This window comes from Streptomyces harbinensis (assembly GCF_900116145.1).
In the GTDB taxonomy this organism is placed as follows: domain Bacteria; phylum Actinomycetota; class Actinomycetes; order Streptomycetales; family Streptomycetaceae; genus Streptomyces; species Streptomyces carpaticus.
In genome coordinates, this window is the sequence record NZ_FPAB01000004.1 from 668,246 (window position 1) to 690,518 (window position 22,273).

Below are 22,273 nucleotides of genomic sequence, written 5' to 3' on the forward strand. Positions count from 1 at the left end.
CAGCGGGCGCCCCAGGTGGCGGGTAGACAAGATGATCAGTATGACCCTCAGTCTTGACCACCTCCGCCGTTGCACCGTGGCCGCCGACCTGGGCGCCTCCCGCACCCGCATCTACCTCAAGCAGTCAGGACTCATCGTCGACGAACCGTCCGTCGTCGCCGTCAACACCAAGACCGGCGCCCTCCTCGCCGTCGGCTCCCCCGCCGAGCGGATGGCCGGCCGCACCCCCGCCAACATCCGCGTGGTGCGCCCCATCAACGGCGGCACCGTCGTCGACATCGACATGGCCCAGCGCATGCTGCGCGCCATGGTCGGCCCCAAGCTGCGCCGCGCCTTCCGCCGCAAGCCGCTGCTGCGCGCCGCCGTGTGCATCCCGCACGACGCCGACCCGCTCGCCCGCCGCGCCGCGCTGGAGACCCTCATCGGGCTCGGCGCCCGCCGCGTCGAACTCGTCGACTCCCTCGTCACCGCCGGCATCGGCTGCGGGCTCCCGGTCGAGCAGCCCGAGGCCACCATGATCGTGCAGGTCGGCGCGGCCACCACCCAGGTCGCGGTGCTCTCCCTCGGCTCCATCGTCGCCGCCGAGAAGGTGCCGATCGGCGGCGAGACCTTCGACCGCGCGCTCGTCCAGCACCTGCGCAACCAGCACGAACTCCTGCTGCCCTCGCTGGCGGTGCGCCCCCTGCACCAGGTGCTCAACGGCGAGATGCCGCAGGTCACCGAGGTGCACGGGCGCGATGTCGCCACCGGCCTGGCCCGCACCGTCAAGGTCGACCCCGAGAGCCTGCGGCTGGCCGTCCGCACCCCGCTCACCTCCCTCCTGGACGCCATCCGCGCCGTCCTGCACCGCTGCCCGCCCGACCTGGTGGCCGACCTCGCCGACCGGGGCATCATGCTCACCGGCGGCGCCGCCCAGCTGCCCGGTCTTGACACCACGCTGCGCGAGAACACCGGCATGCCGGTGAACGTCGCCGAGGACCCGGGACTGTGCGCCGTGCAGGGCCTCGGCGCGATGCTGGAGGGCCGGGTCCGGCCCGTGGCCGTCCCCGAGCCGGCGAACTGACCGGCCGTGGCCGGCGAGGGCACCGGCGCTAACATGGCGCCACCATGGACAACCCCGGGCCGCCGCGTCGGGCCGCAGCGCCGTCGCCCACGGTGGTACTCGCCGTGGCGCTGGGCGGCGGCCTGGGCGCGACGGCCCGGTACGGCGCGACGCGGCTGTGGGACGTGCCCGTCGAGACCGGTTTCCCCTGGACGATTCTCGCGGTCAACACCCTCGGGTGTGCCCTCATCGGGGCGCTGATGGTGATCACCGAGGAGCGCGGGCACCGGCTGGCACGGCCCTTCCTGGGCACCGGCGTGCTGGGCGGGTTCACCACCTTCTCCGCGTACGCCGGGGGCGCCCGCACCCTGACGGACGCGGGGCGGGTGGGCCCGGCGCTCGGCTATCTGGTGCTGACCCTGGCCGCCGCGATGGCCGCCGTGTGGGCCGGGACGGCGGCCACCCGGTCCCTGCGCGCGGGGAGTCGGCCGTGAGCGGCGGCCCCGCCCCGGTCACCGGGCTGCGGCTGACGGTGCTGCTCGGCGAGGGCGACACCTACGGGCACCGGCCGCTGTACAGCGAGATCGTGCACCGCGCGCACTACGCCCGGCTGGCCGGCGCGAGCGTCTTCCGGGGGATCGAGGGGTTCGGCGCGTCCTCGCTGATCCACACCACCCGGCTGCTGTCGCTGAGCGAGGAACTGCCGGTCGCGGTGGTCATCGTGGACGTGGCGGAACGGGTGCGGGCGTTCGTGGCGGAGCTGCGGGAACTGGTGGGTGAGTCGCTGGTGGCATGGATGGACGAGGTGGAGATCGTCCGGTGAACTGGGTACTGGTGCTGGTGGGCGGCATGGTGGGCGCGCCGCTGCGCTATCTGACCGACCGCGCGGTGCAGGCGCGGCACGACCAGGTGTTCCCGTGGGGCACGCTGACGGTGAATCTGACCGGCTGTCTGCTGTTCGGCGCGCTGACCGGCGCGGCGGCGGCCGGGGCCGCCTCCTCCGAGGTACAGCTGCTGCTCGGCACCGGGCTGCTGGGCGCGCTGACCACGTACTCCACCTTCTCCTACGAGACGCTGCGGCTGGCCGAGTCCGGGGCCCGGCTGCTCGCCGCCCTCAACATGGCGGTGAGCGTCGTCGCCGGCACCGGCGCCGTCTTCGCGGCGCACGCCGTGGTGCAGCGGCTGCTGTAACCACCGGCGGCGCGGCGCCCGGGCCCTCAGAGCGTCACCCCGTGATCGCGCAGCCACGGCGCCGGGTCGATGGCCGAGCCGACGTACGGGGTGAGGCGGATCTCGAAGTGCAGGTGCGGCCCGGTGGAGTTGCCGGTGCTGCCGGAGCGGCCCAGACGCTGCCCGACCGCGATGTACTGGCCCTGCGCCACCTCGGTCACCGACAGATGGGCGTACTGGCTGTAGTAGCCGTTGCCGTGGTCGATGATCACGGCGTTGCCGAACGCGTCGCCGCAGGTCACCGACACCACCGTGCCCGAGCCCACCGCCCGCACCGGGGTGCCGGTGGGCACCGCGAAGTCCTGGCCGGTGTGGGCCGATGACCACATCCCGCCGTGCTGGGCGAAGGACGCGGACAGCGTGTACGTCTCCACCGGCGCCACCCAGGACGCCCCGCCGCCGGCCGGCTGGGCCAGCTCGTCCGTGTCGCGCACCGCGCTCACGCAGTCGCCGCCGGCCGGCGCGGGCGGAGCGGGCAGCGGCGCCGCCGCCCGCTGCCGGGCGGCGCGCGAGGCCCGGGCCTCCCGCTCGGCCTGGAGTTCGCGCAGTTCGGTCAGCCGCGCCTCGGCCGCCGCCAGCTTCCGCTCGACCTCCTCGCGGATCTCCCGCTGCCGCTCGGCCTCCTGCCGCAGTTTCGCCTGGGTGCGGGAGGCGAGCAGTTCGTCCCGGGCCAGCGCCGCCTCGGCCTCCAGCACCTCGTCGAGCAGCCGGCGGGCGGCGAGGTCGCCGCGCTCCAGCAGGGACACCCGGCGCAGGAAGATGTCGGGGGAGTCGGCCAGTATCAGCCGGGCCAGGCCACCGGAGCCCGCCGAACCGGTGCGGTACTGCTCACGGGCCCGCTGGCCCGCGATGTCCCGGAGGGCGGAGAGCCGCTCGCGCTCCGCGTCGAGCCGCTCGCGCACCTCGGCCAGTTCGGCGCGCTGGTCGAGCTGCCGCCGGCGCAGCCGTTCGTGGGTCGCGCTGGCGTCGGCCGCCTCCGCCCGCAGCTCCCTGACCTCCTCGGTCAGGGACTCGGCCGTCACCGGGGGCTTGGCCACCGCCCGGGGAACGACCGGAGCGGCGGCGGCGAGCACCACCGCGAGGACGACCCCTCGCTGGAATGTACGGATTCGCTGACGCACGCCGCCGATGCTGGCCCCCGGCAAACCGTTCCTCCGTCGCTGACACACCTTCAGCAGGCAACCGGAACCCGGATGCCGTAGCCGCGCCCGGCTGTCAGGATGACGCCCATGACCGCACCGCAGATCCTGCACACCGCGTACCTGGACCCGGCCACCCGGACGGAGCTGAGGGCCCTCCTCGACGAGGCGTTCGACGGCGAGTTCACCGACGAGGACTGGTCGCACACCCTCGGCGGCCTGCACGCGCTGATCCGGGCGGCGGACGGCCGGATCATCGGCCACGGCGCCGTCATCCAGCGCCGGCTGCTGCACGGCGGCCAAACGATCCGCACCGGCTACCTGGAGGGCGTCGCCGTACGGGCCGGCCACCGCGGACAGGGACACGGCGCGGCCCTGCTCACCGTCCTGGAGGACATCGTGCGCCGGGCCTACGACCTCGGCGCGCTCGGCTCCTCCGAGGACGCCCGCGCTTTCTACGCGGCGCGCGGCTGGCGGCAGTGGCAGGGCCCCACCTCCGTACTGACCGCCGAGGGCCCGGCCCCGACCGCCGACGACGACGGCGGGGTGTACGTCCTGCCGGTGCTCCCGCCCGCCGACCTGCCGCTCGACCTCGGCGGCGCGCTCTCCTGCGACTGGCGGGACGGCGACGTGTGGTAAGGGCGGCGTAGGGTCGGTGGCACAGCCATCAAGTCACCCCTTCATCCAGAAAGCGTGAGACGCATGAGCACGCACTATGACGTCGTCGTCCTGGGCGCCGGGCCCGGCGGCTACACCGCCGCCGTCCGCGCCAGCCAGCTCGGGCTGCGGACCGCGGTCATCGAGGCGAAGTACTGGGGCGGGGTCTGTCTGAACGTCGGGTGCATCCCCTCCAAGGCCCTGCTGCGCAACGCGGAGCTGGCCCACCTGTTCACCCATGAGGCGCAGACCTTCGGTATCAACGTCGAGGGGCGGGTCAGCTTCGACTACGCCGAGGCGTACCGCCGCAGCCGCAAGGTCGCCGACGGGCGGGTGGCCGGCGTGCACTATCTGATGAAGAAGAACGGCATCACCGAGTACCAGGGGCGCGGCACCTTCGCCGACGACCACACGCTGCGGGTGGAGCTGAACGACGGCGGGTCGCAGACCGTCACCTTCGACCACTGCATCATCGCCGCCGGCGCCACCACCAAGCTGCTGCCCGGCACCAGCCTCAGCGAGCGCGTGGTCACCTACGAGGAGCAGATCCTGGAGTCGGAGCTGCCCGGCTCGATCATCATCGCGGGCGCCGGGGCGATCGGCGTGGAGTTCGCGTACGTCCTGGCGTCCTACGGCGTCAAGGTGACGATCGTGGAGTTCCTGGACCGGCTGGTGCCGCTGGAGGACGCGGACGTCTCCAAGGAACTGGCCCGGCAGTACCGCAAGCTGGGCATCGAGGCGCTCACCTCCACCCGGGTCGAGTCGATCGACGACGGCGACCCGGCGGCGCCGGTGCGGGTCACCGTGACCCGCGCGGACGGCACCCGCCAGGTGCTGGAGGCCGACAAGGTGCTCCAGGCCATCGGGTTCGCGCCCCGGGTGACCGGCTACGGCCTGGAGAACACCGGGGTACGGCTCACCGACCGCGCCGCCATCGACGTCGACGGGCGGCTGCGCACCTCGGTGCCGCACATCTTCGCGATCGGCGACGTCACCGCCAAGCTGATGCTGGCGCACGCCGCCGAGTCCATGGGCATCATCGCGGCCGAGACCATCGCCGGGGCGGAGACGATGGAGCTGGACTACCCGATGATCCCGCGCGCCACCTACTGCCAGCCGCAGATCGCCAGCTTCGGCTGGACCGAGGCGCAGGCCAGGGAGCAGGCCGAGGCCGAGGGCTGGGACGTGAAGGTGGTGAAGTTCCCCTTCACCGCCAACGGCAAGGCCCACGGCCTGGGGCAGGCCACCGGCTTCGTCAAGATCATCTCGGACGACACGCACGGCGAACTCCTCGGCGCCCACCTGATCGGCCCCGAGGTGACCGAACTCCTGCCGGAGCTGACCCTGGCCCAGCAGTGGGACCTGACGGTGCACGAGGTCGCCCGCAACGTCCACGCCCACCCGACCCTGGGCGAGGCGGTCAAGGAGGCGATCCACGGGCTGTCCGGCCACATGATCAATATGTGACCCGGCACCGTTTCACCTGGTCGGACGGGCCAGGAAGGCGGCCAGGGGCACAGGGAGGGCACTCGGCTCGGTGAACGCGTACGCGAGGGCCGGGCCGAGGGCCGCGCCCACCGCGTTCCGTGCCGGCCGAGGGGCGCGGGAGCAGGTGGCGTACGTCCGCGGAGTGAGCGCCGGGCCCGTCCGAGGTGGACCGCGCCCGGATGTCCGCCCTGGGCTTCGAGCAGCACGCTCGCGTGGCGGTGCCGCGGGAGGTGGCACTCGTTCTCGGCCGTCCCTCGCATCTCCCCCTGGCCCGGCGTGCCCGGGAACCGATGTTCTCTGCGGCCCACAGCGAAGGGTTCGCCCCTGGCACGGGCCACACCCGCCCGAGCGGAGGACCGGGCGATGACTTCGCGCCCGCCGGGCCACGGTCTCACCCCTGGGACGGGGCACTGCGGGTCCGGTCGGAGGCCGGCCAGACGTAGGGCAGGTCGTCTCGCACGCCGGGGAACGTCTGCGAATAGTGCTCGGGATTCTTGCGAAGCAGGGCCGATTGGTGACTTCGGTGGAAGGCCGGGTCGCCGAGCCAGGGCGGCAGTTCACCCGCTGCGGCGAGCTCCGGCTGCGAGCGCGGCCCGTCGATGCCGGTGCCCGTCCGGAGTTCGCGGCGCAGCAAGGACCGGCAGGTGTCCGCGTGGCCGACCGCGCACCACTCGTGGCAGATGTCGAGTCCGTACCGCGTCAGCGCTTCCTCGTACCCCGTCCACATGCGGACCGCCGGATGCCGCCGCCAGCCGTATCCGGGAACGACGAGGCCCCTCAGCACCTGAAGCGCCTCCACCCGCTGCTTGCCCAGCCGCCGCGTGTCCAGCGTCCGGGCGGTCGCCGCGAAGTCGGGGAAAGGGAGGAATGTCTGCATACCACCGGCCTGTCCCTCCCGTTCCCGGCGTGTCACTCGGAGGAGGGAGCGGGGGCTCTGGTTGTGGCGTCGTCGCCGGACGGGTCGTCGCGGGGGGAGAAGGAATCCGGGAGCGCTCACGCCCACTTTCCGGCAAAAGCGCGGCCGGTCATCGGCATCGCTGAGCGGAAAGAGGCTGAAATCGTTGTCGTCGTCCACAAGGGAGTGGCGCTCGACACGCTGTCCGCGGCGATATCTTGCTGCCCGTTCCGCTCACGGCCGGAGCCTTGCGGACGGGCCGGGGTGAGTCGTCAGTCCTTTTCGTATTGCGACAGGGCGATGCCGAGCCCGAAAAAGGTCGGGGCCCACTCTCCCACGAAGATCCCCCAGCGGTCGGCACGGTCCAATCCCTGCCCCGGCTCCTTTTTCAGTGAGCTCAGCCAGACAAGGACCGACAGGCCGATGGAGCCGACGGCGGCGGAGTAGGCATGCTCGCTGCGCACACCCATTTCGTGGAGTTTCTTGACCATCACGTCAGCCTCCTGGATTGTCGTCGCGTCTCGCGTCTCGCGTTCCGCCTATCCACAACGTTATGGCATGATCGGCGGGCCCGCCATTCGAATCCGCGCGACGATCCGGCGATTGCCGCCGCGACGCCCAGGGACACCGCCTCGCGCGCCGTTCAGCGCTCACCGGCACCCTCGTCGTTGCCGGCCCGGTCCTCCTCGATCTCCTCCTGAAGGCGTTCGCAGATCCGGGTCAGCAGCCGGGAGACATGCATCTGGGAAATACCGAGCTGATCCGCGATCTTGCTCTGGGTCAGCTCGTCGAAGAAACGGAGATACAAAATACGCTGCTCGCGCTCCGGCAGCCGTCTGAGTTTGGGCTTGACGGCTTCCCGGAAGACGACCTGGTCGAATCCGGGATCGGGAACTCCGAGCGTGTCCTTGAGGGAGTAGCCGTCGTCCGTGCCCGGGAGTTCGGCGTCCAGTGACAGCGGACTGTAACTCTCCAGCGCTTCGAGGCCGGTCGCCACCTCCTCCTCGCTGAGCCCGCTGAACTCGGCCAGTTCCGCCACCGAGGGCCGCCGGTCGTCGGGCCGGCACTCCAGCTGCCGGCTCGCCGCCCGCACCTGGTTGCGCAGTTCCTGGGTGCGCCGCGGGACGTGCACCCCCCACAGGTGGTCGCGGAAATGCCGCTTGACCTCCCCGACGATGGTGGGCACCGCGAAGCTCTCGAACGCGCAGCCGCGCCCCGGATCGTACCGGTGCACCGCTTTGACCAGGCCGAGTGCCGCCACTTGTTCCAGGTCCTCCAGGGACTCGCCCCGGTCGCGGAAGTTGCGGGCCAGCCGGCCGGCCATCGGCATCCAGGCGCAGATCACCTCCTGGCACAGCTCCTCCCGTTCGGGCCCGTCCGGCAGGGCGGCGATGCGGTCGAACTGGCGCGAGGTGTCGGGGGCGTCGTCGTGCGGATGCCGGCCGCGCCGGTGTCGGGGCGGAACGGCGGTGGGGGACGCACTGCGTGCGGACGTGCTCATAGCACCTCCCTGAGGGCGAGGGCAGTCGATCAGCTACTCTCGGTTGCTTCCGCAAGATACTGCGGCGATGCCATTCCCCCGAGGATTCCCCGACCATCCACGGCACTTTCCCCCCCCATGCCCGTGCCACCGGCCCATAAACCCCGGACGGCAGAACTCCGGGCCGAAGATGCGGGGGCCGACCGGCGGATATACGGTGGTTGCTGCCCGGCTTCATCCCCGATCCCTGTTCCTTCCTCCTCCGCAATTCTGGAGGTTTTCGGCATGGATATTCTCGTACTGATCGGCCGGATTCTCTTCGTGCTGCTGTTCCTCGGATCGGCGTTCAACCACCTGTCGCAGAGCAAGGCGATGGCGGGGTACGTCGAGTCCAAGGGCCTGCCGTCCGCGGGCAACATGGTCCTCGGCTCCGGGCTGCTGATGCTGCTCGGCGCGATCAGCGTCGCCTTCGGTATCTGGGCGGACCTCGGCGCGCTGCTGCTGGTGATCTTCCTCGTCCCGACGGCGTTCCTCATGCACGCCTTCTGGAAGGAGAGCGACCCGGCCGCCCGGCAGAACGAGATGACGCAGTTCCTCAAGGACCTGTCGCTGGCCGGTGCCGCGCTGGCACTGCTCGGCCTGTTCGCCAAGGCGGGGCACGACCTGGGGCTGACCATCACCGGGCCGCTCTTCTCCTAGCCCGGACCCGGGGGCCCGGGGCCCGGGGCGGCAAGGCGGACATCAGGAACCATCGGGTCATTCACCGGCGTTCCACTCATGACGGAAGGGGCCACGGTGAATCTGCTCGATGTCATCCTGGTGATCGCCGCCCTCGGGTTCGCCGTCTCCGGTTACCGGCTCGGCCTGGTCGCCGCCCTGCTCACGCTGGCCGGTTTCGTCGGCGGGGCGGCGCTCGGCGTGTGGGTGCTGCCGCTGGTGGTCGGGCACATGGTGCCGGGCACCCTCACCGTCACGCTCACCGCGCTGCTGCTCGTGCTGGTGCCCGCCGCCGTCGGCCAGGCACTGGCCGGCGCGCTCGCGGTACGGCTGCGGGACGGCCTCACCTGGTCCCCGGCGCGCTGGCTGGACGGAGTGGGCGGTGCCGCGCTCAACGCGGTGGCCGTGCTCCTGGTGGCCTGGATCGCCGCCAGCGCGCTGATCGGCTCGCCCTACCCGGGACTCAACCACGCCATCCGGGACTCGCGGGTCCTCACCGGCGTGCAGGAGCGGATGCCGGACCAGGCCCCCACCTGGTTCAGCCGGGCCACCGAGGCGCTGGGCCAGGCCGGGTTCCCCCGGGTCTTCAACCCGTTCGAAAGCGACCGGTCCGCCCTGGACAGCGCCACCGTCCCGATCTCGGACGAGGTGCCGGCCGCCGCCCAGCAGGCCGCCGAGGAGAGCACCGTCAAGATCGTCGCCACCTCCGGGGACCAGATCCAGGAGGGCAGCGGCTTCGTCTTCCACGACGAACTGGTGATGACCAACGCCCACGTCGTCGAAGGCGCGCTCACCCAGACCGTCCAGGTCGGCGGCAGCGGCGCCACCCGCGAGGCCGATGTGGTGCTGTTCGACCCGGAGACCGATGTCGCCGTCCTCCAGGTGCCCGGGCTCACCGCCCCCACGCTCGACTTCGCGGGCGACGCCGCACGCGGCGACACGGCGGTGGTGGCCGGCTACCCCGAGAACCAGGGCCTGGACGTACGGGCCGCCACCGTCGCCGGCCGCACCGACGCCCGCGGCCAGGACATCTACGGCACGAACGTGGTCACCCGCGACGTCTACACGCTGCGCGCCACCGTCCGCCCGGGCAACTCCGGCGGCCCGCTGCTCACCACGGACGGCAAGGTCTACGGCATGGTCTTCGCCCGCTCCTCCACCGACGATGACACCGGCTACGCGCTGACCGCCGACCAGATCGAGCCGCAGGCCGAGGCGGCCGTCAAGACCGCGGAGGGCAGCGGCTAGACACGGCCTAGGACGGCTCGCCGGTGTCCTCGCCGGTCAGCACCCGCGTCACCGCCCGCGCCGTCCAGTGCCCGGCCGCGCCCGGGCAGGACGCCAGAAACCCGGCGACCCGCTCCGGCGGCCAGCCGTGCGCCTCGGCGATGCCCGCGCCCAGCCGGCGCAGATAGCGCGCCGACGGCGGCACCGGCGGCACCTCGCCCGCGGACCAGGGCGCCGTGAACGTCAGCATCGGCAGCCCGTCCAGCGTCCCGGCCCGCACCAGCGTCTCGTACCGGCCGGGACCGAGCCGGTCGCGGCCGTCCCGCAGCACGCCGCGCAGATCGAGATCGGTGCCCGGCTCGCGGAACATCTCCTGGTGCGCGATGTCCGAGAACTGGCCCACCGTCAGCAGATAGCCGCGCGCCGGGACCCGGCCCGGCGCGTCCGGGTCGTAGAAGGCCCGGCCGCCGCCCCACACCGGTGAGCGCGTCGCGAAGTACAGGGTGCCGGGCAGCCACACGGCCCGAGTGCGCGCCGGCGGGCGCGGGTCGCGGCAGCCCGGGTACGTGCGGTCCCCGCCGTCGGCCGACCGGCCGCCGCGCAGATACGCCGCCAGCCGCGCGGCATGCGTGTTCGATCCGTACGCGACGTACCACAGCCGGGACACACCGGCCGAAGACGTGCCCCACCGCGCCGCGGGCTCTGTCACCGTTCGCTCCTCCGCACGATACTCAGCCAGGCCGTACCCCCGCGCGTCCTGGAGGAATCGTGGACCGACCCAGCAGAAGGACCGCCCTCACCGCCGCCGCCACCGTCCTGGCCGGGCCCGCGCTGCTCGGGGCCCACCGCCCGCCGCCCGCCGAACCCCCGGTGGCACGGCGCGCACACGCCCACAATGACTATGAGCACCCGCGTCCGCTGCTCGACGCCCTCGGCCACGGGTTCGCCAGTGTGGAGGCCGACATCTGGCTGGTGGACGGCCGGCTCCTCGTCGCCCACGACGCGGACGGCCTCGACCCGTCCCGCACCCTCCAGTCCCTCTATCTGGACCCGCTCGCCGCACGCGTCCGGGAACGGGGCGGCTGCGTGTACCGCTCCGCGCCCCGGCTGCCGCTGCAACTGCTCATCGACCTCAAGACCGCGGGCGAGCCCACCTACCGGGCGCTGGCGGCGGCGCTGCGCCCGTACCACCGCATCCTCAGCTCCGCGACCGCCGCCGGACGGGTGCGGCACCGGGCGGTCACCGCCGTGGTCTCCGGGGACCGGGGCGCCCGCGCGCCGCTGGAGGCGGAGCGGGTGCGGTACGCGTTCTACGACGGGCGCGCCGAGGACCTGGACGGCGGGGCGCCCGCGTCGTTCATCCCGCTCATCAGCGGCAACTGGAACACCTTCTTCCACTGGCAGGGCACCGGCCCCTTCCCGGCCGCCGAACGCGCCGCCCTGCGCGGGATGACGGCCGCCGCGCACCGCGCCGGGCGGGCCATCCGGTTCTGGGCCACCCCGGACGCCCCGGGGACCGCCCGGGAGGCGGTGTGGCACGAACTGCTGGCGGCCGGCGCCGACTGGATCAACACCGACGACCTGGCCGGGCTCGCCGCCTTCCTCCGCGCGCACGACACATGACGATCGCCGGCCGGCCGCGCGGGCACCTCTCCGGCCCGATGGTGGGGGGAGGGCCGCGCGCGGGCGGAGCGCTATCCGGACGGGCTGGGGTCGCGCGCGCCCCGGGACGGCCCGGCCGACGCCCGATCCGCCCGCTCCGGCGTACGGGCCAGGACCTGACGCACCGTCTCCAGGGCCGCCGCCCGTTCCGGTTCGGGCAGTCCAGCGCGGTCCAGCACCCGGGCCGCCGGGACGGCCAGCTCCTCCAGCGCGCGGACCGTCCGGAAGTGCTCCACCCGGCCCGGATCCAGCTCCACCGGGCCGTACCCGGCGAAGAACGCTTCCCGCTGATCCGGCGTCAGCTCCAGCACCGCGACCAGATCCTGCTCGCGCGGCGCGCGCACCGCACCGCTCCAGCCGAGCAGCCACACCTCCTCGGCGCCCGCCCCGAGCAGCAGCCGGCCGGGCCCCGGGTCCCCGTGGCAGAGCACCGGGTCCCCGGGCTCCGCCGCCGGGGGCGGGGCGCCCGCCCGCGCCAGCAGCGCGCCGATCGGCCCGGCCATCTCCCGCCACAGCCCGGCCAGCGCCCGCTCCAGCGGATCGTGCCGCTCCACCCCGGGGCCGCGCAGCAGCCACCGGTCCACCGCGCGCACCGCGTCCGCCATCGGGCCCGGCCGCCGCGCGGGCGGCAGTCCGTCCGGCACCGGGGCGGCGTGCACGGCGGCCAGCAGCCGGCCGAACGCCCGCCAGTGCCCCGGCTCCACCGGCCCGGTGCCGCCCGGTACGCCCTCGACCCACGGCCGTACCGACAGCCGCCGCCCGGTGCGCACGCTCCACCACTGCCCGCGCCGGTCGCGCAGCGGCCCCGGCACGCCCGGCACCCCGTGCGCCGCCGCCTGCCCGGCGGCCCGCAGTCCGGCGGCCGGGCCGCCCGCGCCCAGCCGCACCGCGTACCCCGCGCCGTCCTCACCGCGCCCGTGCCACAGCCGGCCGGCCCCGCCGTCCCGGCCCGCACCGCGCGGCACCTCGTCCAAGGAGGCCAGGCCCACCCCGAAGTCGGCCCGCACCCATCGCCGTACCTTCTCCTCCATCACGGCACCAGGCTCCCACGGCGGTACGGTGGCCCGATGCCGCACGTCCTCGACACCGCCGTCTGGACCGAGCACCGGGCCGCGGTGTTCGGGGCCGCCTACCGGATCCTGGGCAGCGTCGCGGACGCCGAGGACATCACCCAGGAGGTCTGGCTCAAGGCCCACCGGTCCGACCTCACCGAGGTCGCCGATCTGCGCGCCTGGCTGGTGACGGTCGCCGCCCGCCGCGCCTACGACGAACTGCGCTCGGCCCGCGCCCGGCGCGAGACGTACACCGGGCCCTGGCTGCCCGAGCCGCTGCTGACCGGCCCGGACGCCGCCGAACCGGTGCTCGTGGACGAACTGGTCTCCACCGCCGTCCTGCTGGTGCTGGAGGAGCTGACCCCGGCCGAGCGGGTCGCGCTGGTGCTGCACGATGCTTTCGGGCTGCCGTTCGCCGAGGTCGCCGGGGTGCTCGGCGGCTCCCCTGCCGCCGCCCGCCAGCACGCCTCCCGGGCCCGCCGCCGGGTCGCGGCCGTCCGCGACCGGCCCCGGACCGCCGCCGACCGCGCCGAACACGCCCGCGTCCTGGCCGCCTTCCGGGCCGCCTGCGAGGCCGGCGATCTGGACGCCCTGATCCGGCTGCTGCACCCCGACGCCGTCTACCTCACCGACGGCGGCGGCCGGGTGCGCGCCGCCCGCAAGCCGATCACCGGCGGCACCCGGGTCGCCGAGGTCCTGCTGCGCGTCGCCCGCCGGCTGTTCGCGGACCTCCCGCGCACCAGCCGCCGGATCGAGGCGGGCGGCGAGCCCGCCCTGCTCGTCCTGCGCGGCGGGCGCCCGCTGTGCGTGGACACCCTCCACGTCGTGGACGGCCGGATCCTCGCCCTGCACCGGGTGCTCAACCCCGACAAGCTCCGCCATCTGTGACGGCCGTCACTGTCACATCCGGGTGCCCTCTCCCGTCTCCCTGCCGACCGCATCACCCACCGCGAGGGAGCACCCGCCATGACCCGTCTGAAACGCACCGGAACCGCGTCCGAGGGCTACCGCGCACTACTGCGCAGCCAGCAGACGGTGAACGACGGCCCGCTCGACTCCGTGGTCCGCGAACTCGTCAAGACCCGGGTCTCGCAGCTCAATGGCTGCCTGTTCTGCATCGACATGCACACCACCGAGGCGCGGCGCGCCGGGGAGAGCGAGCAGCGGCTGTACCACCTCGCCGCCTGGCACGAGTCGCCGCTGTACACGGCGCGCGAGCGGGCGGCCCTGCGGTACGCGGAGGCCGTCACCCGCTGCGCGGACGTCGACGACGCGCACTGGGAGGACCTGCGCGGCCACTTCCCGGACGAGGCGGAACTCGGCCAGCTGGTGCTCCAGGTGGCGCTGATCAACGCCCTCAACCGGCTGGCCGTGCCGCTGCGCAAGGAACCGGGCTCCGCGGCCTGAGCCGGCCGGGCGGGCCACCGCCCGGTACGACGACGGCCCGGCCGCGCCGGGGGGCGCGGCCGGGCCGTCGGGCCGGTGGTCGTCAGACCTTGGCGTGCCGGCGGCGCGCCCGCTGCGCGGGCGGCGGGGTGTCGTCGTCACCGTCCCGCCCGGCCGCCGCGGCAGCGGCCTGCTCCTTGCGGTGGCCGATCACCAGCACCGTCGCCACCACCACGAAGCCGGCCAGCGCCAGCGCCAGGGTCAGCGGCACGCCCTCGGTGGGCGCGTACAGCGAGGTGTCGTGCTCGTCCTCGCCCTGCCAGGGCCACAGGGCGCGCAGCGCGCCCGCCATCACCCCGGTCAGGATCACCAGCGTCACCCGGTGGAAGTTCTCCAGCAGCCAGCGCAGCACCTTCACGATGAGCGCCAGACCGACGAGCAGGCCCGCCATGAAGACCCCGAGGTAGCCGAAGTCGCGCTCGTTCAGCGCCTCGATCGTCGGCTCGTACATGCCGAGCGCCAGCAGCAGGAACGATCCGGAGAGCCCGGGCAGGATCAGCGCGGAGACCGCGATCGCCCCGGAGAAGAACACCACGAGCATGTTCTCCGGCGAGACCGTCGCCGACAGCGAGGTCAGCCAGAAGGCGGCACCGGCGCCCAGCAGGGCCAGCGGCCACTCGCGCAGCCCCCAGCGCCGCCCCGAACCGCTGAACGGCACCCACAGCGAGGCCAGCACCAGGCCGAAGAACACGGCGTACGCGTACTGCTTGTGGTCGGTCACCAGCGGCGCCAGCAGCCGGCTGCTCAGCAGCAGGCCCACCACCATGCCGATCATCAGCGGCACGATCATCCGCCAGTCGGCCTTCCGGAACTCCTCGCCGGCGCGGCGCAGCCCCTGCCCGCGCGGCACATCCGCGATGCCCAGACGTATTGCGCTCGTCACATGGCTGGCTCCCGCGATCAGCCGTTCGTAGACGCCGACGATCAGCGCGACGGTGCCGCCGCTGATCCCCGGCAGTGCCTCCGACGCCCCGACCAGGGATCCTTTGAAGGCATCGGTCACACGGCTGCTGCTGGCTTGCTTCGCCATGGGTCTCCACTCTCGGTCTACGCCGGGCACGGCGGTACGGCGCCCTGGGGCGCTGCGAGGCGTTGCGGTGAGGAACATCCTATGCTTCGCATCGTGGGCCCCTCGGTGGGGCCAACCCCCGTAATCGGGCTGTGGACATCTGGAGGCGAGGAGAGCAGCGGACGTGGCCGGCGAGCACAAACGATTCGGCGAAGGTGACGACGGCGGCGACGAGAACCGCCGGAGCCTGACCACCCCGCAGCTGATGCCGGTCCTCCGCTCCGAGGGGCACCCGCACCCCCAGCCGCTGCCCGAGGCCGACGAGCACCCCACCTCCGAGTTCGCCCTCCCCGAGGGCCTGGCGCCGCCGCCGGCGCCCGAGGCGGAGGAGGAAGAGGCGTCCGGGTTCGCGGTGCCCGAAGGGCTCACCACCACCGTGCCGGCCGAGGAGCGCAGCGAGTTCCGGGCGCCCGGCGGCGCGACCCCGCCGAACGGCACCGCGCAGCTGCCGGTGACCCTGCGCCGGGCCGCGCCCGGCATCCTGTGGCAGGACCGGATGCGCTCCCTCATGCGCGCCGCCCCCACCATCGAGCGCATCACCCCCGAGCTGCCGCCGCGCGCGGAGGAGGAGGGCGAGGAGCAGCCGGCCGTCCCCCGGGTCCTCGACCTGACCCTGCGCATCGGCGAACTGCTGCTGGCGGGCGGCGAGGGCGCCGAGGACGTGGAGACCGCCATGTTCGCGGTGGCCCACGCGTACGGCCTGGACCGCTGCGACGCCACCGTCACCTTCACGCTGATCTCCATCAGCTACCAGCCGTCCCTGGTGGATCCGCCGTTCACGCTCAGCCGCACCGTGCGCCGCCGGGGCACCGACTACACCCGGCTGGCGGCCGTCTTCCGGCTGGTGGACGACATCTCCTCCGGCGCCGTCACCATGGAGGAGGCGTACGGCCGGCTGGCGACCATCCGGCGCAACCGGCACCCGTACACCAAGTGGCAGCTGACCTTCGCCAGCGGGCTGCTGGCGGGCGCCGCCTCCACCCTGGTGGGCGGCAACTGGCGGGTGTTCGTGCTGGCCATGATCGGCGCGATGCTCGGCGACCGGCTGGCGTGGCTGGCGTCCGGGCGCGGGCTGCCGGAGTTCTACCAGTTCGTGGCCGCCGCCATGGCCCCGGCGCTGATGGGCGTGGGCTGGGCGGCCGGGCACAACAACGCCGCGGGGAAGGTCGAGGCCGCCGCCGTCATCACCGGCGGGCTGTTCGCGCTGATCCCCGGACGGGCGCTGGTGGCCGGCGTCCAGGACGGGCTGACGGGGTACTACCTGACCGCGTCCGCCCGGCTGCTCGAAGTGATCTATCTGATCGTCGGCATCGTGGTCGGGGTGCTGGCGGTGCTCTATCTCGGCGAGGTGTCCGGGGTGAGCCTCCAGCCCGAGGTGGTGGTGCGGCACAGCCGGCCCGTCATCCAGCTGTGCGCCGCGCTGCTGCTCTCACTGACGTTCTGCGTGCTGCTCCAGCAAGAACGCGGCACCGTCCTCGCGGCCACCCTCAACGGCGGTATCGCCTGGCTGATCTACGGCTCGATGCGGGACACCGCCGGGCTCTCCCCGTTCGCGGCCACGGCGGTGGCGGCCGGTCTGGTCGGTCTCTTCGGACAGCTCCAGTCCCGGTACCGCTTCACCTCCTCGCTGCCGTACGTCACGGCCGCGATCGGCCCGCTGCTGCCGGGCAGCGCCACCTATCTGGGGCTGCTCGGCTTCGCGCAGGGACAGGTGGACACCGGCATCCAGAACCTGCTGCTCGCGGTGTCGCTGGCGCTGGCGATCGCCATCGGAGTGAATCTGGGCAGCGAAATGGCCCGGCTCTTCATCAAGACGCCGGGCCAGACCACTCCGCTGACCCCGCTGGGCCGGCGGGGAGCCAAACGGACCAGGGGCTTCTAGCCCCTGCGGTCGTACTTCAGGGCACCGTTCAGTGCTCGCCACCGGACTCGGCGAGGCGCTTGAACGAGCGCTCGATCTCGGCCTCGGCCTCGACCCGGCCCACCCAGTTGGCGCCCTCGACGGACTTGCCGGGCTCCAGGTCCTTGTACACCTCGAAGAAGTGCTGGATCTCCAGGCGGTCGAACTCGCTGACGTGGTGGATGTCCCGCAGGTGCTCCATCCGGGGGTCGCCCGCCGGGACGCACAGCAGCTTGTCGTCGCCGCCCGCCTCGTCGGTCATCCGGAACATGCCGATGGCGCGGCACTGGATCAGGCAGCCGGGGAAGGTCGGCTCGTCCAGCAGCACCAGGGCGTCCAGCGGGTCACCGTCCTCGCCGAGGGTGCCCTCGACGAAGCCGTAGTCGGCCGGGTAGACGGTCGAGGTGAACAGGTGCCGGTCCAGGCGGATGCGGCCGGTCTTGTGGTCCACCTCGTACTTGTTCCGAGAACCCTTCGGAATCTCGATGGTGACGTCGAACTCCACGGGGGGCTCCTTAAGCGATCTGTGCTGTCGGCAGGGGTTAAGTTTCCCTCACGCAGGAGTGTGCTCGCGAAAGGGGCTGGTCGCTGTGCCGGTGCGGTGGTCACAAGCGGTGCGCGTGGTGCTGGGAGCGCCCACCCGGCGGCTGGTCACGGCCGCCGCGGCGGCGGGGCTCGCCACCGCGGCGCTGACCGTCGCCCTGTCCGGTCCGTGGGACTCCGGGCAGCGCACGGCCGAGCGGCACGCCGCCGCCGGGATCGCCGCCGAACGCGAGGTCGCCGACCTGGAGAAGATCGTCGCCGGGCTGCCGTCCGCGCCGCCCGTGCTGGACCCGCTGGGCGAGCGGGTGGCCGGGTCCGTCGGGTCCGCGGGCTCCGCCGGGACCGCCGGCCTGGTCGGTGCCCTCGCCCCGCTGGGCGACGCGGCGCTGGGCAGCGGCGGCGCCGCCGTCTCCGTGGTGGACATCGCGGACGGCACCGTGCTGTACGCCTCCGGCGAGGACGCCGCCCGCACCCCGGCGTCCACCGTCAAGCTGGTCACCTCGGTGGCCGCGCTGCGCGCGCTCGGCCCCGACCACCGGCTGTCCACCACGGTCGGCTGGGACGAGGCGGCCCGGCGCGTGGTGCTCGTCGGCGGCGGCGACCCGACCGTGCTGGCCGCCGACTACGCGGCGCTGGCCGAGGAGACGGCGGCGGAGCTGACGGACCGTGGCATCTCCGAGGTGAGTGTCGGCTACGACCTATCGCTGTGGGACGGCGGCGAGGGCCTGCACCCCATCGGCGTCAACGACAACATCGCGCCGCTGACCCCGCTCCAGGTCAATGAGGGCCGCCTGGACGACTCCACGCACGGCCCGACGCCGCGCTCCACCGACCCGGCCGCCGACGCGGTGCGCACCTTCACGGACGCGCTGCGGGCGGCCGGCGTCACGGTCACCGGCGAGCCCGAGCGGGCCGGCGGCCAGGACACCGAACGGCTCGCCCGGCACCGCTCGGCGCCGATGTCGGTGCTGGTCGAGCGGATGCTGACGTACAGCGACAACGACCTCGCCGAGGCGCTGGGCCGGGCGGTCGCGGTCAAGGCGGGGCAGCCGGTGACCTTCGCCGGCGTCGGCCGGGCGATCGGCGACGAACTCACCGGCCTCGGACTGTCCGTCGACGGGGTGCGCATCGCGGACGCCAGCGGCCTGGACCGCTCGGGGCAGCTGACCGCCCGGCTGCTCACCGGGGTGCTGACGGCCGCCGCCGACCCGGCCCACCCGGAGCTGCGGCCCGCGCTGACCGGCATGCCGGTGGCCGGCTTCACCGGCACCCTGACCGGCCGCTACGGGGCCGGCACGGACGGGGCCGCGGACGGCGCCGGCGTGGTCCGGGCCAAGACCGGCACCCTGACCGGCGTGAACACCCTGGCCGGCACGGCCGTCACCGCCGACGGCCGGGTGCTGGCGTTCGCCTTCCTGGCCGCCGACACCACCGACGCGAACGCCGCCCAGACCGCCCTGGACCGGGCCGCGACGGCGCTGGCCACCTGCTCCTGCGGCTGAGACCGGACGCGGACACCCCGGCCCGTCCCCCGTACGGCGCAGCGCGCGCCGGGCCGCCCCCGCCTTCCGCGCGCGGCCCGGCGGGCGGATGCGGGGACGGGCGGCGGGTACCGGTCGCGGGAGCGGCGCCGTACCGTGGGGCGCATGACGAGTTTCGGCGGTACGGATCTGGTCGACTGGAATCTCGCGGTGTCCACGGCGGCCCGGATGACACGGCCGGGGCCGGGGGTCAGCCGGGACGAGGCGCGCGCCGTCGTCGCCGAGCTGCGCCGGCACGCCGAGGCCGCGCGGGAGCATGTGCACGGCTTCACCGGTCTCGACAACGGGGCGGCCGACACGCCCGTCCTGGTCGTGGACCGGCCCGGCTGGATCCGCGCCAACGTGGCCGGCTTCCGGGAACTGCTCGGCCCGGTGATGGCCCGGATGCGCGAGCGCCGCTCCGGTGTCCCCGGCGGCGCGGCGCTGACCGCGGTCGGCTCGAAGGTGACCGGTGTCGAGGTCGGGATGCTGATGTCCTTCCTGTCCTCCCGGGTGCTCGGCCAGTACGAGACGTTCGCCCCGGCCTCCGCCGGGCTGCCGGCCCGCCCCGGCGGTGGCCGGCTGCTGCTGGTGGCGCCCAACGTCGTCCAGGTCGAGCGGGAACTCGATGTCAACCCGCACGACTTCCGGCTGTGGGTGTGTCTGCACGAGGAGACCCACCGCACCCAGTTCACCGCCGTGCCCTGGCTGCGCGACCATCTGGAGGGCGAGATCCAGGGGTTCCTCAAGGAGTCCGACGTGGACCCCGGCACCCTGGCCGAACGCTTCCGGCAGGCGGCGCAGGCCGTTACCGGCAAGAGCCCCGAGGGCGGCGAGGACGGGAGCGGGCGCGGCCTGGTCGACCTGGTGCAGACCCCGGCGCAGCGGGAGATCCTGGACCGGCTCACCGCCGTCATGTCCCTGCTGGAGGGGCACGCCGACTACGTCATGGACGGGGTCGGCCCGGCCACCGTGCCCTCGGTCGCCGAGATCCGGGAGAAGTTCACCCGCCGCCGCGCCACCGGCGCCGGGCGGCTGGACCGGGCGCTGCGCAAGGTGCTGGGCATGGACGCCAAGCTGCGGCAGTACCAGGAGGGCGAGCGGTTCGTGCGCACCGTGGTGGACGAGGCCGGCATGAGCGGCTTCAACAAGGTGTGGACGTCCCCGAACACGCTGCCCACCAAGGACGAGATCGCCGACCCCGGAGCGTGGGTGGCCCGGGTCCGCCCGGCGGCAGCCGGGTGAGGGCGGCCCGGGCGGCAGGCACACGCCCCGATATCACTCGTACGAGGGACCGTCGGGCGATAGCTGGCGTGCGATGCTCGGGTACCAGGGCTCCTCTGTCACCATTTACGCACCCAGCGTGACATTGCTCCCCGAGCCCCCACCTCCCTCAGCTCCCTTGAGCGTCCCCAGGAAGAAGTGATGCGGACATGGGTCCCCACCCCGCGGTCGCGGCGATACGTCTGGCAGTCCGCCGTGTCCTGCACGATCTGCTGCGCGAAACCCCGCACGCCCCGCCCCCCTCGCACTCCCCGGCCGCCCCGGCAGGACCGCCCGCCCCGGTCGTCCTGGTCGCCGCCTCCGGCGGCGCCGACTCCATGGCCCTCGCCTCCGCGCTCGCCTTCGAAGCCCCCAGGGCCGGTCTGCGGGCCGGCGCCGTCACCGTCGACCACGGGCTCCAGGACGGCTCCGCCGCCCGCGCCGCCGAGGTCGCCGAACGCCTCACCGCCCTCGGCCTGGCCCCCGTCGACATCGCCACCGTGACCGTCGGCCGGGACGGCGGCATGGAGGCCGCCGCCCGCTCCGCCCGCTACCGGGCCCTCGACGCCGCCGCCGACCAGCACCGGGCCGCCGCCGTCCTCCTCGGCCACACCCGCGACGACCAGGCCGAGACCGTCCTGCTCGGCCTCGCCCGCGGCTCCGGGCTCCGCTCGCTCTCCGGCATGGCCGCCGTCTCCGGCGGCACCGCGGGCCGCGCCGGCCGCTACCGCCGCCCCTTCCTCGGCGTCGACCGCCAGACCACCCGCAAGGCCTGCCTGGTGCAGTCCCTGCCGGTGTGGGACGACCCGCACAACTGTGACCCCTCCTACACCCGCTCCCGGGTGCGGCACGAGGCGCTGCCCGTGCTGGAGAAGGCGCTGGGCCGCGGGGTCGTGGACGCCCTGGCGCGTACCGCCTCCCTCGCCCGGGACGACGCCGACGCGCTCGACGAGTGGGCCGCCCGCGCCGAGTCGGCCGCCAGGGCCGGGGACGGCTCCCTGGAGATCGCCGCGCTGGCCGGCCTGCCCCCCGCCGTACGCCGCCGGGTGCTGCGCCGGGCGGCCGTCGCGGCGGGCGCTCCGGCGGGCTCGCTGTTCGCCCGGCACATCGCGGAGACCGACCGGCTGATCACCGACTGGCACGGCCAGCGGCCCCTCAACCTGCCCGGCCGGGTGGAAGCCGCCAGGCAGGGTGGCAGACTGGTCCTCCGGCAGGCGGACCGAGGAGACCGGGCGGACCGCTAGAGCGGCAAGCGGCAGAGAGTGACGCGGGTGCACGAGAAGGACATGGGCGCGGACCTGGAGTCGGTGCTCATCACCAAGGAAGAGATCGACGCGAAGCTGGCCGACCTGGCCGCGAAGATCGACACGGAGTACGCGGGCAAGGATCTGCTCCTGGTGGGGGTGCTCAAGGGAGCGGTGATGGTCATGGCCGACCTCGCCCGGGCCCTGTCCTCCCCCGTCACGATGGACTGGATGGCGGTGTCCTCCTACGGGGCGGGCACCCAGTCCTCCGGGGTGGTGCGGATCCTCAAGGACCTGGACGTCGACATCAAGGGCCGGCACGTCCTGATCGTCGAGGACATCATCGACTCCGGGCTGACCCTGTCCTGGCTGCTGTCGAACCTCGGCTCGCGCGAGCCGGCCTCGCTGAAGGTGGTCACCCTGCTGCGCAAGCCCGACGCGGCGAAGGTCGACATAGAGGTCGAGTGGGTCGGCTTCGACATCCCGAACGAGTTCGTGGTGGGATACGGCCTGGACTACGCGGAGAAGTACCGGAACCTCCCCTTCGTCGGTACCCTCGCGCCGCACGTCTACCAGAGCTGAACCGCCCGCGCGGAACGCTTCGCGGTCGCGCCGCGTTGCGTGATTATGGACAAGCGGCCACATCCCACGGTCCCCGGCGCCGCCGGAGGGCCGCTTTGGGGTACGGTCGCGGATGAA

At 73.7% G+C, this 22,273-nt stretch carries 24 protein-coding genes; 16 read left to right on the forward strand and 8 right to left on the reverse strand.

Translation table 11 applies throughout. The features are described 5' to 3' along the window. Positions 1 to 40 precede the first annotated feature (40 nt). From BM385_RS14515 to crcB, 4 genes are read left to right on the forward strand one after another with little or no spacing between them, the layout of a single operon-like run. Positions 41 to 1,063: a rod shape-determining protein gene (locus tag BM385_RS14515; RefSeq protein ID WP_026047850.1), complete on the forward strand. Its 1,023-nt coding sequence runs from the start codon at positions 41 to 43 to the stop codon at positions 1,061 to 1,063. Between the two features lie 44 nt (positions 1,064 to 1,107). Then, entirely contained in the window at positions 1,108 to 1,536 is a 429-nt protein-coding gene (locus tag BM385_RS14520; protein ID WP_093843284.1) for a fluoride efflux transporter FluC, read from the forward strand. Continuing rightward, entirely contained in the window at positions 1,533 to 1,865 is a 333-nt protein-coding gene (locus tag BM385_RS14525; protein WP_026047852.1) for a DUF190 domain-containing protein, read from the forward strand. The genes BM385_RS14520 and BM385_RS14525 overlap by 4 nt, the downstream gene beginning before the upstream one ends. Next, the gene (crcB, locus tag BM385_RS14530) at positions 1,862 to 2,233 is read left to right on the forward strand and encodes a fluoride efflux transporter CrcB (protein ID WP_019436260.1); all 372 of its coding nucleotides are present in this window, start codon (positions 1,862 to 1,864) and stop codon (positions 2,231 to 2,233) included. Before BM385_RS14525 ends, crcB begins: the two co-directional genes overlap by 4 nt. Before the next feature lie 26 nt (positions 2,234 to 2,259). Here crcB and BM385_RS14535 read toward each other — a convergent pair whose 3' ends face one another. Further along, positions 2,260 to 3,393 carry a M23 family metallopeptidase gene (locus tag BM385_RS14535; protein ID WP_139275177.1) on the reverse strand — a complete coding sequence of 378 codons (1,134 nt, stop codon included), beginning with the start codon at positions 3,391 to 3,393 and terminating at the stop codon, positions 2,260 to 2,262. 99 nt (positions 3,394 to 3,492) lie between these two features. Between BM385_RS14535 and BM385_RS14540 the strand changes: the two genes are divergently transcribed. Together BM385_RS14540 and lpdA are read left to right on the forward strand one after the other, a co-directional pair. Beyond that, positions 3,493 to 4,050 (forward strand): GNAT family N-acetyltransferase, encoded by a 558-nt coding sequence (locus BM385_RS14540; RefSeq protein ID WP_380979371.1) that lies wholly within the window; start codon positions 3,493 to 3,495, stop codon positions 4,048 to 4,050. A 63-nt stretch (positions 4,051 to 4,113) separates the two neighbouring features. After that, a complete protein-coding gene (gene lpdA, locus BM385_RS14545; protein WP_019436263.1) occupies positions 4,114 to 5,535 on the forward strand; it encodes a dihydrolipoyl dehydrogenase in 1,422 nt (473 codons plus the stop codon). 412 nt (positions 5,536 to 5,947) lie between these two features. On the opposite strand, the gene BM385_RS14550 is transcribed toward lpdA, so the two are convergent. The 3 genes from BM385_RS14550 to BM385_RS14560 all read right to left on the reverse strand — a co-directional run bounded on the left by BM385_RS14550 (position 5,948) and on the right by BM385_RS14560 (position 7,952). Beyond that, positions 5,948 to 6,433: an MSMEG_6728 family protein gene (locus BM385_RS14550; protein ID WP_019436265.1), complete on the reverse strand. Its 486-nt coding sequence runs from the start codon at positions 6,431 to 6,433 to the stop codon at positions 5,948 to 5,950. 290 nt (positions 6,434 to 6,723) lie between these two features. Further along, positions 6,724 to 6,942 carry a hypothetical protein gene (locus BM385_RS14555; RefSeq protein WP_093843344.1) on the reverse strand — a complete coding sequence of 73 codons (219 nt, stop codon included), beginning with the start codon at positions 6,940 to 6,942 and terminating at the stop codon, positions 6,724 to 6,726. A gap of 152 nt (positions 6,943 to 7,094) precedes the next feature. Continuing rightward, positions 7,095 to 7,952, reverse strand: a complete 858-nt coding sequence (locus BM385_RS14560) for a SigB/SigF/SigG family RNA polymerase sigma factor (RefSeq protein WP_019436267.1) — start codon at positions 7,950 to 7,952, stop codon at positions 7,095 to 7,097. Positions 7,953 to 8,216: 264 nt separating this feature from the next. Between BM385_RS14560 and BM385_RS14565 the strand changes: the two genes are divergently transcribed. Further along, positions 8,217 to 8,630 (forward strand): DoxX family protein, encoded by a 414-nt coding sequence (locus tag BM385_RS14565; RefSeq protein ID WP_019436268.1) that lies wholly within the window; start codon positions 8,217 to 8,219, stop codon positions 8,628 to 8,630. A gap of 96 nt (positions 8,631 to 8,726) precedes the next feature. Then, positions 8,727 to 9,896, forward strand: a complete 1,170-nt coding sequence (locus tag BM385_RS14570; protein WP_254791564.1) for a MarP family serine protease — start codon at positions 8,727 to 8,729, stop codon at positions 9,894 to 9,896. A 7-nt stretch (positions 9,897 to 9,903) separates the two neighbouring features. Here the strand turns inward: BM385_RS14570 and BM385_RS14575 are convergent, their stop codons facing one another. Next, the gene (locus BM385_RS14575) at positions 9,904 to 10,584 is read right to left on the reverse strand and encodes a histone deacetylase (RefSeq protein ID WP_247482096.1); all 681 of its coding nucleotides are present in this window, start codon (positions 10,582 to 10,584) and stop codon (positions 9,904 to 9,906) included. Positions 10,585 to 10,643: 59 nt separating this feature from the next. Here BM385_RS14575 and BM385_RS14580 point away from each other — a divergent pair, with 59 nt between their 5' ends. Further along, positions 10,644 to 11,498: a phosphatidylinositol-specific phospholipase C/glycerophosphodiester phosphodiesterase family protein gene (locus BM385_RS14580; protein WP_093843288.1), complete on the forward strand. Its 855-nt coding sequence runs from the start codon at positions 10,644 to 10,646 to the stop codon at positions 11,496 to 11,498. Between the two features lie 71 nt (positions 11,499 to 11,569). Here BM385_RS14580 and BM385_RS14585 read toward each other — a convergent pair whose 3' ends face one another. Then, the gene (locus BM385_RS14585) at positions 11,570 to 12,568 is read right to left on the reverse strand and encodes an aminoglycoside phosphotransferase family protein (RefSeq protein WP_254791587.1); all 999 of its coding nucleotides are present in this window, start codon (positions 12,566 to 12,568) and stop codon (positions 11,570 to 11,572) included. A 36-nt stretch (positions 12,569 to 12,604) separates the two neighbouring features. Here BM385_RS14585 and sigJ point away from each other — a divergent pair, with 36 nt between their 5' ends. Together sigJ and BM385_RS14595 are read left to right on the forward strand one after the other, a co-directional pair. Continuing rightward, positions 12,605 to 13,477: an RNA polymerase sigma factor SigJ gene (gene sigJ, locus BM385_RS14590; protein ID WP_093843290.1), complete on the forward strand. Its 873-nt coding sequence runs from the start codon at positions 12,605 to 12,607 to the stop codon at positions 13,475 to 13,477. Positions 13,478 to 13,555: 78 nt separating this feature from the next. Then, a complete protein-coding gene (locus BM385_RS14595; RefSeq protein ID WP_093843291.1) occupies positions 13,556 to 13,996 on the forward strand; it encodes a carboxymuconolactone decarboxylase family protein in 441 nt (146 codons plus the stop codon). An 82-nt stretch (positions 13,997 to 14,078) separates the two neighbouring features. Here the strand turns inward: BM385_RS14595 and BM385_RS14600 are convergent, their stop codons facing one another. Then, a complete protein-coding gene (locus BM385_RS14600; protein WP_247482093.1) occupies positions 14,079 to 15,065 on the reverse strand; it encodes a DUF368 domain-containing protein in 987 nt (328 codons plus the stop codon). 244 nt (positions 15,066 to 15,309) lie between these two features. Between BM385_RS14600 and BM385_RS14605 the strand changes: the two genes are divergently transcribed. After that, the gene (locus BM385_RS14605) at positions 15,310 to 16,986 is read left to right on the forward strand and encodes a threonine/serine exporter family protein (RefSeq protein ID WP_078576485.1); all 1,677 of its coding nucleotides are present in this window, start codon (positions 15,310 to 15,312) and stop codon (positions 16,984 to 16,986) included. A 28-nt stretch (positions 16,987 to 17,014) separates the two neighbouring features. On the opposite strand, the gene BM385_RS14610 is transcribed toward BM385_RS14605, so the two are convergent. Beyond that, a complete protein-coding gene (locus tag BM385_RS14610; protein WP_019436277.1) occupies positions 17,015 to 17,509 on the reverse strand; it encodes an inorganic diphosphatase in 495 nt (164 codons plus the stop codon). A 115-nt stretch (positions 17,510 to 17,624) separates the two neighbouring features. Between BM385_RS14610 and dacB the strand changes: the two genes are divergently transcribed. The 4 genes from dacB (at position 17,625) to hpt (ending at position 22,156) form a co-directional block, all read left to right on the forward strand. After that, positions 17,625 to 19,049: a D-alanyl-D-alanine carboxypeptidase/D-alanyl-D-alanine endopeptidase gene (gene dacB / locus BM385_RS14615; RefSeq protein WP_175542988.1), complete on the forward strand. Its 1,425-nt coding sequence runs from the start codon at positions 17,625 to 17,627 to the stop codon at positions 19,047 to 19,049. 144 nt (positions 19,050 to 19,193) lie between these two features. Then, entirely contained in the window at positions 19,194 to 20,312 is a 1,119-nt protein-coding gene (locus BM385_RS14620) for a zinc-dependent metalloprotease (protein WP_093843294.1), read from the forward strand. Between the two features lie 188 nt (positions 20,313 to 20,500). Next, entirely contained in the window at positions 20,501 to 21,574 is a 1,074-nt protein-coding gene (gene tilS, locus BM385_RS14625) for a tRNA lysidine(34) synthetase TilS (protein WP_019436280.1), read from the forward strand. Between the two features lie 42 nt (positions 21,575 to 21,616). Then, entirely contained in the window at positions 21,617 to 22,156 is a 540-nt protein-coding gene (gene hpt, locus BM385_RS14630; protein ID WP_093843345.1) for a hypoxanthine phosphoribosyltransferase, read from the forward strand. Positions 22,157 to 22,273 lie beyond the last annotated feature (117 nt).

Coding starts and splice junctions, on each gene's coding strand:
- BM385_RS14540 (WP_380979371.1), top strand. CDS start 3,493: ATGACGCCCATGACCGCACCGCAGATCCTGCACACCGCGTACCTGGAC.
- BM385_RS14595 (WP_093843291.1), top strand. CDS start 13,556: ATGACCCGTCTGAAACGCACCGGAACCGCGTCCGAGGGCTACCGCGCA.
- BM385_RS14605 (WP_078576485.1), top strand. CDS start 15,310: ATGCCGGTCCTCCGCTCCGAGGGGCACCCGCACCCCCAGCCGCTGCCC.
- BM385_RS14620 (WP_093843294.1), top strand. CDS start 19,194: ATGACGAGTTTCGGCGGTACGGATCTGGTCGACTGGAATCTCGCGGTG.
- BM385_RS14520 (WP_093843284.1), top strand. CDS start 1,108: ATGGACAACCCCGGGCCGCCGCGTCGGGCCGCAGCGCCGTCGCCCACG.
- sigJ (WP_093843290.1), top strand. CDS start 12,605: ATGCCGCACGTCCTCGACACCGCCGTCTGGACCGAGCACCGGGCCGCG.
- BM385_RS14565 (WP_019436268.1), top strand. CDS start 8,217: ATGGATATTCTCGTACTGATCGGCCGGATTCTCTTCGTGCTGCTGTTC.
- BM385_RS14555 (WP_093843344.1), bottom strand. CDS start 6,942: ATGGTCAAGAAACTCCACGAAATGGGTGTGCGCAGCGAGCATGCCTAC.
- BM385_RS14515 (WP_026047850.1), top strand. CDS start 41: ATGACCCTCAGTCTTGACCACCTCCGCCGTTGCACCGTGGCCGCCGAC.
- BM385_RS14550 (WP_019436265.1), bottom strand. CDS start 6,433: ATGCAGACATTCCTCCCTTTCCCCGACTTCGCGGCGACCGCCCGGACG.
- BM385_RS14560 (WP_019436267.1), bottom strand. CDS start 7,952: ATGAGCACGTCCGCACGCAGTGCGTCCCCCACCGCCGTTCCGCCCCGA.
- BM385_RS14600 (WP_247482093.1), bottom strand. CDS start 15,065: ATGGCGAAGCAAGCCAGCAGCAGCCGTGTGACCGATGCCTTCAAAGGA.
- lpdA (WP_019436263.1), top strand. CDS start 4,114: ATGAGCACGCACTATGACGTCGTCGTCCTGGGCGCCGGGCCCGGCGGC.
- BM385_RS14585 (WP_254791587.1), bottom strand. CDS start 12,568: ATGGAGGAGAAGGTACGGCGATGGGTGCGGGCCGACTTCGGGGTGGGC.
- tilS (WP_019436280.1), top strand. CDS start 20,501: ATGGGTCCCCACCCCGCGGTCGCGGCGATACGTCTGGCAGTCCGCCGT.
- hpt (WP_093843345.1), top strand. CDS start 21,617: ATGGGCGCGGACCTGGAGTCGGTGCTCATCACCAAGGAAGAGATCGAC.